Genomic DNA, 14293 nt, shown 5'->3' with positions numbered 1-14293 from the left:
AGACGGCTGCGACAGAACAGCCGGAGGCAATGACTGCAAGTGACGCCGCGGACGCGGTGGAGATTGCCGAAGTAGCTGCCAGGTTCGCCCAAACTGTCAGAAGCAATTCGAAAAGGCATCGCTCCTTGACTCCAGGCCAGGCATTAACTGTATTGACAAAAGACCTCCCTGACCGAGTCCTGAAAACCTTGCAGTCGGGGCTCCCCTTTGACGACGGCTACCGGGACATCAAGTCCATCGTGACCTCTTCACGCCAGATTTTTTTCTACTCCCTGGCGCACATGTCGGCAAGCGACGCCGAGGCCAAGGGACGCATCGAAGAGATGAAGCACGTCATCGCTGAGAAAATACGTCGCGACTCCCGACTTACCATCGCCCTCACGCCGCTGCATACGATCTACGCGCTGTGGCCTGATATGCGCACGGTCAAGATCTGCTCCATCCTGAACGAGATGCACGCCCAGGACTGTTTCGGTGACATAAAATCCGTTTCGGCCTGCAGCGGCGCGCTCTACCTCTACTGCGACCGGCACATAACGGAGAAATACGCCGTACTGCTGGCCCGCACTGCAGTCAACGACACCTGCACCACCATCGCGCACACGGTGAGGGAGGAGTCGAGAATCTACCCCAGGCCGATCAACGTCACCGCCTTCACCAGCCGGGTCTTCGGCATTCCCCCCGCTTCACTGCAACCATGCATCATGCGGGTCCTGAACCATCCGGAGTTCAGTGACATACGAAAGCTGGTGCACCCAGAGACCAAGGCTGTGTACCTCTACTCGAACCAGTACCTGTGCGAGGACCAGGCCTTTTCGGTCATGAATTGGATGGAGGAAAGGAACCCAAGGCCCCACGCTCCCCTCCCCGGCGAGTAACTAATGAGAGCTAAAACTGGGTAGTGACGGCGAAAATTCATTAACTATACCTCTGATCAATTATAATGTTGCACGTCGTGCGCGGGTTGCCCGTCTGCCCGGTGACGCCGGGTCCTGTCAGACCTTAACCAAACGATCCTGAGGTCTTTTTCGATGAAGATGCGACTTCTTTTGCTGGCTGCCCTGCTGTCCTTTCACGCCTCCCGTGCCTTGGCGCTGGATGGAACCCACATGTTTATCACCGGCACGTTCAACTCCGGACAGGGCATAGGGAGCAACGGCTGCTTCGCCCTCCCCTCCAACTGGCAAGGATGCACCACCTGCCATGCAGGCTACGGCTGGTCGGGAGCCGCCTTCGATTTCTACAAACCTGAAAACGTCGACTGCCTGGTCTGCCACGAAACCACCCTGACCTACAAAAAGGGTCCCGGGGGCAGAGTCGCCTGCCAGGCCTGCCACATCCCGTTCTACGCCAAAGGGAAGCCGACCGTTATCTCCTGGGACTGGTCCACGGCCGGCAGGGATCTCAAGCCCGAGGAAATGAAGAAGGACGCAAGCGGCGAGAAGATCTACGACAAGACGAAGGGCGATCTCACCTTCGGCAACAACCTCGTCCCCACCTACATGTCGTACAACGGCTCGGTCGAGCGCGCCCTGATTGGCGACAAGATCAACCCGACCGAAGTGGTGAGGCTTTCCACCCCAGGGGGAGCCGGAACGACGCAGAGGCGAAGATCTACCCGTTCAAGGTGCTGAAGGCGAAGCAGCCGTACGATGTGGAAAACAACACCCTCGCGGTGGTCAACTTCTACGGCCCCTCAACCAGCGAGAGCGCCTACTGGGTGAACTTCGACTGGAACAAGGCGATCGAGGCGGGGATGAAGGCTGCCGGGCAGCCGTACAGCGGGAAGTACGGATGGGTCGACACGACGATGGTCTGGTCCTTGAACCACATGGTGGCGCCCAAGGAGCAGGCCTTGAGATGCATCGACTGCCATGAAAAAGGCAGGATCAAGTGGAATGAGCTGGGCTACCACAAGGATCTGCGCCTGGGCAGATACTGAGTCCCCTTTTTTTTACGGTTTCACCCCTCCGGGGACCAGCTTCGACAGGTAAACCCGGATTCTCCTGGCATTGGTGCCCACGTCGCTGATGCCCACACGGGAAACGGAACGCACATCCAGCAGGGAACGGTTCCCCGCGGCCTGGACCCGGACCACGATATCGTCCTTGAAGCCGAACCACCTAGTGGTGTCGGTCGCCTCTATCTTCCCCTCGGCCGGCAGCTCCGCCACGATGTCCCACCCCATCTCCCGCGCCGCCAGCAACGCCAGCTTGTACGCCTCTTCCTTGGGATATGGGAGCACCACGGTCTTCAGGTCTGGATACGCCTTTTGCTGCTGCGCCGCCACCGCCGCCCCTTCGTAGCGGACCCCTGCGCCGCGGGCAGTGCTGATGGCGACGAAGGTGGGAGGATGCTGCAGGTCGGTGGAGATGTCGTGGATGCGGGGATAGATCTTAGCCTGCGTCTGCCAGTACAGCGGCACCCCGAAGGCCGCAAGCGAAAGGATCAAGGCGAGCAGGGAAAGGAAGATTCCCTTGGCGTGCCGTTTCCGGATCGAGATGAACCCGGACACAAGCGCCAGCAAGGCGCAGCCAAGACCGATGTAGCCGGAGGCCTTGATCAGCGCGAATCCGGTCCGGAAGTTCCAGAGATGGACCCGGGAGCCGAGCCCGGAGCTCAAAAGCAGGATCACGGCTATGACGGCGCTGGCTGCGGCGAAAAGCGGTAACACGAGCCAGGTGCTGCGGGCGGAATGAATCGGCTGATGCATCTGGTCCTTTGAATGCCCCTGGTATTCCATGGAACCCTCCCGGTGAAAGCCCACTACCCCTGCGTTTCCATCACCCCTGCCCCAATCCCATAGGGCAAGGGGTTCTCCTCCAGCCCCTTGGCCCTTGGCCCTATGGCCCCCAGTCCCCAGTCCCCAGTCCCCAGTCCCCAGCCCCTAGCCCCTGGTTTTGGTCCCCGCGATGATCCCGGCCCCGTTGGGGAGCGGGATCTGCAGCCGGCGCACGTCGGTGGCCCCGGCTTTTTGCAGCATGGCGACGATCTCCCCCTCGCTGTACGACTGCCCCTCGGGGGTGCCGAGCAGCATGTTCAAGGAGAAGAGCGCGGGGAAGAGCGGGGCGTCCCTCGTGTCATCGAGGATGAACTCCTGCACAAGGAGCAGCCCACCCGGCTCAAGCACCTTCACAGCCTTCTTCAGCAGGGTATCGCAGGCGTCCGGACCTATCCCGTGCAGTACGTGGGACAGCCATGCCACGTCGAAACCTTCGGGCAGTTCTTCCTTTTCGAAGTCGACGTCAATGAAACCGATACGGTCGGAGAGATCGAAGTGCGCGACCGTCTTCTCGGCGAAACTGCGGGTGGTCGGCAGGTCGCAGATGACGGCCTCGAGGTCGGGATTTTGCCTGCAGAAATGGATGGCGTAGGTTCCGGGTCCCCCTCCGATATCCAGCAGGCGGCGATGCCCGGAAAGGTCGATCTGCGGCACCACCCGCGGCGCGAGCTGCATCGCGAGGTTGAACATCCCCATCAGGAAGCTTTCGCGCGACGACTCCACGTCCTCGTGCGAAACCCTCTCGCGGACCGGTTTCCCTGTGCGTACAGCCTGGTCCAGGTTGGCCCAGCTCGTCATCAGGTGATGGTGGTGCATGATGATGTGCCCCAGGTATTCATGTGAATTGCGGGAGAGATAGCTGGCGGCAAAGGGTGTGGCCGCGAAAGCCTCCCCCTGCTTTTCCAAAAGTCCCAGCGCCACCAGTGCATGCAACAGCATGGAAAGGCCGCGCCGGTCGCAGTTCACCCTGGCAGCCACGGTTTCCGAGGGAACGGGACCGTTGTCCAGCTGGGTGAAGACGTCGAGCTTGACGCCCGCGTGAAGCGCGCAGGTGCTCCAGTAGCTTCCTGACAGCTCCAGAAGTCCCGCTATGGTCCAGTTCTTTTTTTCCACGACTCCCTCCCCGAAAGAAATCAATAAGTTTGACGCACGCAAGTCTACCCGGCCGCCGAGGCTCCGTCAAGGCAGTTCGGGAGTAACATCCAGTAATGACAACTGAAATACAGCATGTAACCGTGGCGCGCAAGTCACGGCAACTGAGGGTTAAACATTGGGCTGGATCTGTCGATACGTTGTGAGAGTCGCCATACCATCTGATAAAGGATCGAGCTGCATGTCCACCCCGACAATACTTGCCGTCGACGACGAAGCCTTCTTCCGCTTCCTGCTGGAACGACACCTGACCGAAGCCGGCTTCTCCCCATTGAGTGCAGCAGACGGTGTGCAGGCGCTTTCCATACTGGAGCAACACCAGGTCGACCTGGTGCTTTCGGACCTGGTCATGCCCGAGATGGACGGCCTGAAGCTGATAGAGGCGATGCGGAAAAGGCATCCCGGCGTCCCCATCATCGTGGTCACCGCGCACGGCAGCGTCGAAAGCGCGGTGGAGGCGATGCGCCGCGGCGCCTACGACTACCTGGAAAAGCCCTACAACCCTGAAGACCTGCGCATGACCATACAGCGCGCTCTCGACTACCACCACATGGTGAGGGAAAACGAGCAGATAAAGGGGCTCCTCACTGAGCGCTTCACCTTCCAGAGCATCGTCACGGAGAACCCGCAGATGAAGCAGATGCTGGAGCTCGCTTCCCGCGTGGCCGCTGCCCGAAAGACCACCGTGGCCCTCTACGGCGAAAGCGGGTCGGGCAAGGAGGTCCTGGCCCGTGCCATCCATTTCGCCGGCAAAGGGCTTCCCGCCGACTTCGTGGCCGTGAACTGCGCCGCCATCCCGGAGCATCTGATGGAAAGCGAGCTCTTCGGTCACGTGCGCGGGGCGTTCACCGGGGCGGACCGGGATCGCGAAGGCAAGTTCAGCCTGGCCCGCAACGGGACCATCTTGCTCGACGAGATCGGGGACATGCCGCTTTCGCTCCAGGCCAAGCTCTTGCGCGTCCTCCAGGAGCGGGTCTTCGAGAGGATCGGGAGCAACAGCCCGGTCCCGCTGAACTGCCGGGTCATCGTCGCCACCAACAAGAGCCTCGCCGAACTGGTCGCAGCCGGCCGCTTCCGCGAGGACCTCTACCACAGGGTGAACGTCTTCCCGCTCAGCATCCCACCCCTTTGCGAGCGAAAGGAGGACATTCCCCTTCTTTGCGAGCACATCCTGGCGCAGTTGCGTCAGCACCTTGGGAAACAGCTTCCCGGGATCTCTCCCAAGGCGATGGAGGCGATGCTCAACTACCGCTGGCCCGGAAACGTGCGTGAGCTGCGCAACTGCCTGGAACGCGCTGCCATCCTCACCGACGGCGGGCCTATCCCCCTCCCCCACCTTGGGATCGGCGCGGCCTCCAGCGAGGCGACCCCGGCGGCCGAGGCGCCGGGACTGGTCAGCTACCGGCTCTCCCTTGCCCCGGAGGAGCTCTCTCTCGACGCCCTCACCACGCTGATCCTCACCCAGACGCTGGAGCGCTGCGGCGGCAACAAGTCCAAGGCGGCGCAACTCCTCAAGGTGAACCGAAAGGCCTTCTACCGCTCCTGATACCTTCTTTGCCCCTGCTGCAGCCGCACTGTCCCTTTTGCGCCCAAGGTGTCCCTTAAAGGGACAACCCTCTTCCAGCCAGTCGTCAAAACCACCTGATTTTCCGTCACTGCGCTCTTTGGCACTGCTCCTGCTCCTTATGGGTTGAAGCCGCCGGGACTGTCCCTCATGGGACACCCGGCGTCATGGAGATGAACCCGGGAGAGATTTTAAATAAGGCAGCCAAGGAGAGGACAATGAGAGGAATCAGGAATCTGAAGGTGGGGTTTAAGCTCGCGGCGGGTTTCGCCCTGGTGACTGTGATAGCCGCAGCGATCGGCTGCTTCGGGATGATCCAGATCAACAAGCTGAACCAGGCAAGCGACAAGCAATACCGGAAAGTCACGGTCCCGATGGGGGACATCGGGGCCATGTCGGTCGCTTTCCAGAGGGTAAGGATCAACCTGCGCGACGCCCTGGAGTCGACCGACCCCGCGGAGCGCCAGGCCTACCTGGACAACGTGAAGAAGATGCGCCAGACCGTCACCGAGCATGCCGCAGAGTTCGAGAAAAATATCATCAGCGACGAAGGGCGCGAGCTTTTCATGGAATTCAAGGAGGCGCGCAGCGTGTACACCGGGCTCATCGACCAGGTGCAACAGCTGGACGCAGCCAACCGTCGCGCCGAGGCCACGCGCCTTTTGCACGGAGAAGCCAGAAAGGCGGCTCTGCATGAACAGGAGCTGCTGGACCGTCTGGTCGCCTCCAAGGAAAAACAGGGGCAGATCACGGCTGACCTGAACCAGGAAATCGCGCAGAGCTCCATGCGCCTGATGGGGGCGCTCCTCGCCCTGGGTGTGCTGGTGGCGGCGGCGCTCGCCTTCACCATCACCAGGATGATCACAAGACCCCTGGCAGAGGCGGTGCAGGTGGCCAATAGCCTCGCCGACGGCGATCTCACCGTGGAAGTTGAGTCGGCTTCCAGCGACGAAACCGGGCAACTCCTGGCGGCTATGGGGCACATGGTGCAAAGCCTGCGGGGTCTCGTGTCGCAGACGGTGAACATCTCGGCGGGCATCGCCTCAGCTTCCTCCCAGTTGCACTCGACCTCCACCCAGATCGCCACCGGAGCGGAAGAGGTCGCCTGCCAGACCGGCACCGTGGCGACCGGCAGCGAAGAGATGGCCGCCACCAGCGCCGAGATCGCGAAGAACTGCGCCCTCGCGGCTCAGGCCTCGACCCAGTCCACCGAATCGGCCCACGCCGGGGCGCGCGTGGTCCAGGAGACCATCACCGGGATGCAGGAGATCGCCGAGCGGGTGCGCCACACCTCGAAGACGGTGGAGACGCTCGGAGCGCGCTCGGAGCAGATCGGGGATATCGTAGGCACCATAGAGGATATAGCGGACCAGACCAACCTCCTGGCGCTCAACGCCGCCATCGAGGCGGCGCGGGCCGGCGAGCAGGGACGAGGTTTCGCGGTCGTGGCCGACGAGGTGCGGGCACTGGCGGAGCGGACCTCGAAGGCGACCAGGGAGATCGGCGCGATGATAAAGGCCATCCAGGGAGAGACCCGCGAGGCGGTAACCGCCATGGACCAAGGGGTGCGGGTCGCCGAAGAGGGGGCGCATTCCTCACAGAGATCGGGCGAGGCGCTGGAAGAGATCCTGGAATGCATCAAGGAGGTGTCGCTGCAGGTGAGCCAGATCGCGACCGCGGCCGAGCAGCAGACGGCGACCACGACGGAGGTGAGCGCGAACCTGCAGCAGATCACCGAGGTGGTGCAGCAGACTGCAAGCGGCGCCGAGGAAACGGCCGGTGCGGCCGCACAGCTCGCCCGGCAGGCCGAGGAGTTGCAGACCCTGGTCGGGCGCTTCAGGCTTGCGGCTTAGGGTAAGAGCGCCACACCACATTCTGCTCAAGCAGGGACCTTTGCCACCCGAAAAGTGCGAGGGCGTTGGCCGCAGAGAGCGCCGCACAGGAAAAAGCCCATGGACACTGAAAAGCATCACATTATTGTTGACGAGATCCTCGAACTCGCCAGTATATCTGCCGGAAAAGCCAGGACCGAACTGGCCCCCTTCTCGCCGCAGCAGGTGATAGAGAACCTGCTGTTACGCCACCACCTCCAGGCTGAGCGAAAGGGGATCGAGTTGCGCGCGCAACTGGCTCCGGAACTCCCCAACCTGCTGATCGGCGACGCAAAGCGCCTGTCGCTGATACTGGACAACCTGCTCAAAAACGCTCTTGCCCTCACCCTGCACGGCTACATCGGGTTTTCGGCAGCGGTGCACCAGCGCTACCGGGGGGGGGTCTCGCTGGCATTCGCGGTGCAGGATTGCGGAAGCGGGGAACCTGCGGAGGGAGAGGCGCAACTTGCGCTGGACCTCGGGGCGCTAGATGCCGAGGCCATCAACAGCAGCCCGGGGCTGGGCCTTGCCCTCTGCAAGGCGCTGGTGACGCTTTTGGGAGGGGAGATCTGGTGTGACGGCGTACCGGGGCTCGGCAATACCTTCAACTTCAGGCTCCCCTTCGGCGACGCGGCGGCAACTGGGAGCGAGGCGGCCAAGGGACCAGGCCGCAGGCATCCCGGCTTCAACGGCGAACGGGTGCTTCTTGCCGAGGACAACCCTTTCAACCAGCAGGTGGCCTGCGCGCTCCTGGAGCGGAGCGGCCTGTCGGTCACCCTGGCGCAAAACGGTGCGGAAGCGGTCGAGCTGGTGGCGCGATGCGACTTCGACCTCGTCCTGATGGACGTGCAGATGCCGGTGATGGACGGGCTGGCGGCGGCCCGCGAGATCCGCCAGCTCTCTAAGCCTGGGATGGCAGAACTTCCCATACTGGCGGTCTCAGCCAACGCGATGGGACACGACGTAAGGGCGAGCCTCGCCGCGGGGATGAACGATCACCTCTGCAAGCCTTTCACCCCCGATTCCCTCTACGGCTGCATCGCGCAGTGGCTTGGGAAGGGGGCTGAGGAAACAACGGCTCAAAAGGGGGACGCCGGGGTGAGCGCTACAGCATTTGCCCTTGGGGTCACCCCGGTCGATTTCAAGGCGGGGGTGCGGTTGACCGGTGGGAACGCGGAGCTATACCGGGACCTCCTCGCCAGGTTCCGGCAGGAGTACGGCGCGCGCGGCGAGGAAGTGCGGCGGGAGCTGGCCCTGGGGAACCGGCAGGAAGCCTCCCGGCTCGCGCATTCGGTGAAGGGGGTGGCCGGCGTCCTGGCGGCGTTTCCCCTGCACGGGGCCGCGGTGCGGCTGGAGTCGGCCCTTAAGGGGGATGACGATGCGGAGCTTCTCCTGGAAGACTTTCAGGCGGAACTGAGCCGGGCGCTGGCCTACCTGCGCGAGCAGGGGGATGCGCCGCGTGAGTAGGCTTCAGCCTTTTTTTGGTCGCAGTACGAAATCTCCCCTGTCCCCCCTTCGCAAAGGGGGGAACGTTAGGCCGCACGTAGCGCTTCGTGGTTAACTACGTCACACCACGCAATTCCGGGATGAACTTTTGAGAAAGGGTCCAAGGGGATTTGCCTTGACGAAGTGCGGGCGAATGGAGCGCGGTTGAAAGAAAAGACGCCTTCGCGGGGAGTTCCGCGAAGGCGTCGTCAGCGTTTAGAGCCTATTTAACGATGGGAGCCTTGATCTCGTGTTCCGGCCTGAACTTCAGGTGCTTTTGTCCACGGTTGCCGGTGTACTTCGAAAGCTCCAGGTCGACCTGTTCGGGTACCCGCTCCCCTGCCTTGGCCAGCATCTGGCGCAGGTGCATCTCGGCGGTGGCGGCGTAGCGGGCGGCATCCTCTACGACCCTCATCCCCTCTTTGGGGTTGTGGAAACCGGTTGAGTTCTCGGCGCCGACGAAGATCAGGCGATAGAAAGCCTGCTCGTAGTTCTCCCGCGCTATGCCGTACACCTGGCTGTCGATCTGTTTGCCGGCGGCCTTCGCCTTGTTGGCCATCTCGAAGAGCTTCGCGTCGGCGGCGACCGCGTACCCGGTCTTCAGGTAGCTGGCGATGAAGCGGTCCTGTATCGCGATCACCTTGGCCCTCAACTCCGGCGCTTTCTCCTCGTGGCAACCCGCGCACGCAGTCATGGCCCCCTTAAGCGGGCTCATGATCCTGTGGTCGGTCAGGGTCTCGTGGCTGACGCTCATAAGCGGCATGTGGCAGTCGGCGCAGGTGACCCCCGCCGACCAGTGAGGGCTGTCGTTGGAGTAGAACTCGTACTCCGGGTGTCTGATGAAACCGAGCTTGAATCCTGTTACCGCCTGGGTCCACTCCAGGTTGGCAGGAGAACTCTTGATGTTCTTGATGACATTCTCGACGGGGATCCCCCCTTCCCTGCTCCCGGCCCAGGGGAACACCACGTCCGTCGAGTGCATCTCCTCGTCCTTGGGGATCATGTAGGTCACGTGGCACTGGGCGCAGACCAGGGTCTTCTTCTGTTCCCGGGTAAGCTTCGAGGGGTCCATACCGATCTGCCTGAGGGCCTTCCCCAGGGTGAAGTCGCGCGAGATCCTCAGGGTCATCCCCTGGTTGTCATGGCAGTCGACGCAGGCAGCGCCAAGCGCCTGGTTCTGCTTGGGGAGCCTGGCCAGCACCTCCTTGTAGGGAGTCGCGAAGTAGGCTCTCCCCATCTCCTTTTGCAGCTTCGGCGCATACGGGGTCTTACAGGTGAGACAGGCGCCCCCGGCCTTGAGCCTGCCGGGATCGACCTCAAGCTGGTCCTGCACCATGTAGTAATGCCCGCGCGGCTCGTTGTATTCGGCACCGAACCCCCAGCCGCTGTACAAAAGCGCCAGGAAAGGGTACTCGTCCAGTTTGTCGCGGCGCTCCTCCCCGACGTCGAACCCCCTTTTGTACTTGCTCAGGCCGGCCGGGGTCGGCTCGCTGGTGAGCTTCCACTGCTGGTAGTGAACCGGGTAGAGCCTCCCCCAATGCGCCGGATCGATGGCGGCATCGGCGGGGGATAACGGCTCCTCTGTCATCTGCGCCGGTTGCCTGGAATCCGCATTGTTGTGACTGCAGCCGCTCCAGAGCGCAGTTGCTGCCAAAAGGACCAAAACAGCGCCGCCCAATCTCTTCGCATACCCTGCAAGCATGTCGATACCCCCCTTTTTCAACTGGAGTTGGTTGCCGCTATCCTTGCCGGCGACGGCAGGACTTTTCGAGTCTACCACCTGTTTTTTCCAATGGAATTAATCGAGGAAGTTTTAAAAGGGGGGAGGCAAGCCCGGCTGGGCATGGTGATGGCCGTTCCATGCACCGCGGGGGGAGGATGACGCCTACTTCGACATCGATTGGCTCAGCACCGTTCTCAGTACGGCCAGCGAGTAAGGCTTCTGCACGAACCCCTTCAACCCCTTCCCCAGAAACTTGCGGGTCACCTCCTGTTCGCTGAAACCGCTGGAGAGGATCACTTGCACCCCCCCGTCCATCTTGCGCAACTCGTGAAAGGCCTCTTCGCCGCTTAGGTTTGGCATGTTCAGATCCATCAGCACCAGGTCGATCCCAGCGCCTTGCAGGCGGTACAGCTCCAGCGCCTGCTGGCCGTCCGCCGCCACGACGACCTCGAAACCGAGCTCCTTGAGCATCGCGCTCGCCACGTCGCGCACAGTCTCCTCGTCGTCGACCAGAAGCACCGTACCTGCCCCTTTCCATCCCAAAGAGGTTCCGGCTGCGGGGGCGGGCTGCACCACGGTCTCGCTGGCCGGGAGCAGTATCTTGAAGCTGCTTCCCTTGCCAGGCTCGCTGTAGACCTTGATGAGCCCCTTGTGCCCGCGCACGATCCCCAGTATCGCGGCCATCCCCAGTCCGCGCCCGGTGAACTTGGTGGTGAAGAAAGGTTCGAAGATCCTGTCCACCGTCTCCCTGGTCATGCCGCAACCGTTGTCGGTCACCTCCAGATAGACGTAACGCCCCTCTGGCAGATGCTCGTCCATCCAGTTCTCGGCAAGGTAGCTGCGGTCGCATAAAAGTGAGCCGGTGGCGATGGCGATCTCGCCGGGCTTGTCGCCTATCGCCTCCGAGGCGTTGATGGCGAGGTTCATGATGATCTGCCGGATCTGGGTGGGATCGGCGACGATGACCGGCAACTCTTTGGCCAGGTGGAAGCGAAGCGCGGCCTTCTTGCTCAGCGAGACCTCGAGCATGGAGGTCATCTCCTGAACCAGCCGGTTCAGGTCCAGCGCTTCCAGGACGAAGCGCCCCTTGCCAGAGTAGGCCAGCATCTGGCGCGCCAGGTCTGCCGCCTTCTCGCTGGCCTTTTCGATCTGCAGCAGGTGCAGCTCCAGCGGCGAGCCGGACTCTACATGTTGCAAGGCGAGGCTAGTGTTACCCATTATCGCAAGGAGGATGTTGTTGAAATCGTGGGCGATGCCGCCGGCCAGGACACCCAGGCTCTCCAGCTTTTGCACGTGCAGCATCTGCTGCTCGCTTCTGTGGCGCTGCTCCTCGGCGGATTTAAGCTCGGTCATGTCGGTGATGGTGGCGACCAGTTCGGCTTGCCTGCCGTCGGAGGCGACCAGCCGGCGCCCGGTCAGGTACCCCCAGAACTGGGAGCCGTCCTTGCGCAGGTAATGTCTCTCGTAATGGGCGGACTCAAGCTCTCCGGATAAAAGCAGCCTGAACGACGCCTCGGCCAAGTGGCGCTGGTCCGCAGTCACATGGCTGGAGTAGTCGGATCCGATGAGCTCCTGCATGGTGACGCCGAACATCTCCGCCATGCGCTGGTTGGCGAAGATCACCTTTCCGGCATAGTCGATCACGATCACCCCTGCCTGGATCACGTCGAAGATGATCTGCAGCCTGCTCTCGTTCTCCCGCAACGCCGCCACGGCCTGCTGCTGGTCGAGGTTCGCCTTCAATACCGGCGCGATCTGGGCGCCGATCCCCTGCAGCATCTGCAGGTCCTCTTCCGTGTAATCCTCCTTGCGGTTGGCGACCATCAGAAGCGCCCTCGGTTTCCCCTGGTAGACCAGGGGGACGATAAGGAGGCGTTCTATTGGGAAGTGCCAGGCGGGCGGGTCTTGCGGCAGGTTCGAGTAGCGTGCAATCCCGCTGCGCAGGGTGCCCCCCCAGAGCGTCTCCCCCCAGCGGGACTCGGGAATTACGACGTGGGCAGGCTTCGGGCCGTCGCCGTCGACGGAGGCGGCCGAGAGGACCAGGTCCCCGGTATCGTCCAGGCACCCGACCAGCCCATGAGGGCTGTCCATCACCTCGAGCAGCGCCACCAGGAGTTCCTGGTACATCTGCTGCTCGTCGCTGCTGGTGAGAAAAGCCTGGGAGATCCGGTTCAGCGACACGTTGAAGCGCTCGGAACGGCGCAGGATCTGCACCGCCTCCTTGCGTTCGGTGACGTCGCGCACGCTGCTCAGGACGGCGCTTTCCCCGCGGTAATCTATTATGTGGCTGTTGATCTCAACGGAGATCACACGGCCGTCCTTCAAACGGTGCTCGGTCTCCAGGAAACCCTCGCGATGCAGCTCGACCAGCCTCAGGCACTCCGGAAACGAGCCGGCGTACTGCGGGCTCACCAGGTCGGCGAAATTCATCCCCAGGATCTCTTCGCGGCGGTAGCCGCGGGTGCGCCACGCCGCCTCGTTCACCTCCAGGATCTCGCCGTCAAGGCTCACGACGAAGACGGAATCGCTGACGCAATTTAGGAGCTGTGCTCGAACGACCAGTTCCTGCTCCGCGATCTTTCGGTCGGTTACGTCGCGGTTCGAGGCGCGGCGGCCAAGGTAATTGCCGCCGGAAAAGACCGGACGGCAGGCGTGGTGGATCCAGCGGGTGGCGCCGCTCTTGGTGACGATGCGGAACTCGATGGAGCAGGGAGGGACGGCCGCGCCAGATTCAAGGTGGTTTGAGATAGCCTCCCTGTCTTCAGGATGAACCAGGCGCCGCGTCAGTTCCTGGTCCCCCGCGAACTCTTCGGGTGTGTAGCCGGTGACATCGACGCAGGAGGGGGAGACGTAACGCAGCTTCCCCTCCTGGTCTATCCAGTACTCCCAATCCTGGGTCCAGTCGCAGACGGTGCGAAACATCTCCTCGCCTGCGCGCAGTTCCTCCTCGTAAACGTGCCGGCGCCTGGCCGAGGTCACGATCCCCCCGCCTCCCACGGCCCAAAGCAGCAGGAACCCGGCGGCAAACCCGCTCCTGGTCTTGGAATCCGACTGGAAATACCCTTGGAGCGGAATGGATATGGCTATGCCGCCACGCAGGTCGCCCTTGCGGTACCCTTGGACTGCATGGCATTTGAGGCAGGAATCTTCGGTAGCGAAGGCGGAGATGAAGCGCAGGTAAGGCTTGCCGTTGATCTCAGTCACCTGGGAGCGTTCGAGCGCGGTCCCCTGCTCGAACTGCATCAGAGACTCGCGCTCCCAGGGGTCGGGCGCGTTCTTTGGGTTGAGGGGCTTCAGGCTGACCAGGCGGCTGAGGACGGGGTCCGGCGAGGAGCTGGCTATTTCTTCGAACACCATCCGGGTCATGTAGGCGGGGTTCACCAGGGTGAGAGGGACCCCTTCGGTGGTGTGGACATCGCGCTGCGGGACCTTGAGGTACGGGTTGGGCAGGACCCTGTCCCTCCTGGCATAGACCCCTCCCAACGTCGAGCCCCAGGTCCGGTAGGCCAGGTTGAGCCGGAAGTAGTCGCGGGCCTCGTTTTCCGCCTCCTTCAGTGTCCCCTGGTGGTGCAGGAAGATGCTGCTTCCAGCAAGGACCGCAACGAAAACGGTCCAGGCGGCCAGCGGCAGCAAAGCCCTCTTCAAAAACGCCTGCTGATGCCAACCGCTTTTCATAGGCGAGGTTCCTGGTGGTAAGGATGGAGGTCATAGCGGCT

At 62.4% G+C, this 14293-nt stretch carries 8 protein-coding genes and 1 pseudogene; 5 read left to right on the top strand and 4 right to left on the bottom strand.

All coding sequences use genetic code 11. The annotated features are described in order from the left end of the window. Nucleotides 1-152: 152 nt before the first annotated feature. Complete coding sequence (locus GEOBRER4_RS09635; protein ID WP_226377931.1) at nt 153-878, top strand: hypothetical protein; 726 nt, start codon at nt 153-155, stop codon at nt 876-878. A 153-nt stretch (nt 879-1031) separates the two neighbouring features. Next, a pseudogene (locus GEOBRER4_RS20225) lies at nt 1032-1942 on the top strand (hypothetical protein). Nucleotides 1943-1954: 12 nt separating this feature from the next. Here the strand turns inward: GEOBRER4_RS20225 and GEOBRER4_RS09625 are convergent. Then, nucleotides 1955-2743 (bottom strand): DUF1499 domain-containing protein, encoded by a 789-nt coding sequence (locus GEOBRER4_RS09625; protein ID WP_185245216.1) that lies wholly within the window; start codon nt 2741-2743, stop codon nt 1955-1957. A 144-nt stretch (nt 2744-2887) separates the two neighbouring features. Then, the gene (locus GEOBRER4_RS09620) at nt 2888-3895 is read right to left on the bottom strand and encodes a methyltransferase (protein WP_185245215.1); all 1008 of its coding nucleotides are present in this window, start codon (nt 3893-3895) and stop codon (nt 2888-2890) included. Nucleotides 3896-4115: 220 nt separating this feature from the next. On the opposite strand from GEOBRER4_RS09620, the gene GEOBRER4_RS09615 reads away from it, so the two are divergent. The 3 genes from GEOBRER4_RS09615 to GEOBRER4_RS09605 all read left to right on the top strand — a co-directional run bounded on the left by GEOBRER4_RS09615 (nt 4116) and on the right by GEOBRER4_RS09605 (nt 8836). Then, entirely contained in the window at nt 4116-5480 is a 1365-nt protein-coding gene (locus tag GEOBRER4_RS09615) for a sigma-54-dependent transcriptional regulator (protein WP_185245214.1), read from the top strand. 236 nt (nt 5481-5716) lie between these two features. Next, the gene (locus tag GEOBRER4_RS09610) at nt 5717-7351 is read left to right on the top strand and encodes a methyl-accepting chemotaxis protein (protein WP_185245213.1); all 1635 of its coding nucleotides are present in this window, start codon (nt 5717-5719) and stop codon (nt 7349-7351) included. Between the two features lie 99 nt (nt 7352-7450). Further along, on the top strand, nt 7451-8836 hold the full coding sequence (locus tag GEOBRER4_RS09605; RefSeq protein ID WP_185245212.1) for a response regulator: 1386 nt from the start codon (nt 7451-7453) through the stop codon (nt 8834-8836). 241 nt (nt 8837-9077) lie between these two features. On the opposite strand, the gene GEOBRER4_RS09600 is transcribed toward GEOBRER4_RS09605, so the two are convergent. Both GEOBRER4_RS09600 and GEOBRER4_RS09595 read right to left on the bottom strand, forming a co-directional pair. Then, nucleotides 9078-10556: an ammonia-forming cytochrome c nitrite reductase subunit c552 gene (locus GEOBRER4_RS09600; protein WP_185245309.1), complete on the bottom strand. Its 1479-nt coding sequence runs from the start codon at nt 10554-10556 to the stop codon at nt 9078-9080. Between the two features lie 183 nt (nt 10557-10739). Further along, nucleotides 10740-14252 (bottom strand): PAS domain S-box protein, encoded by a 3513-nt coding sequence (locus GEOBRER4_RS09595; protein ID WP_185245211.1) that lies wholly within the window; start codon nt 14250-14252, stop codon nt 10740-10742. Nucleotides 14253-14293 lie beyond the last annotated feature (41 nt).

The organism is Citrifermentans bremense, assembly GCF_014218275.1.
Taxonomy (GTDB): Bacteria; Desulfobacterota; Desulfuromonadia; order Geobacterales; family Geobacteraceae; genus Geomonas; species Geomonas pelophila.
The sequence above is the reverse complement of the archived record's forward strand: the minus strand, read 5'-3'. Positions and strand labels throughout refer to the sequence as shown.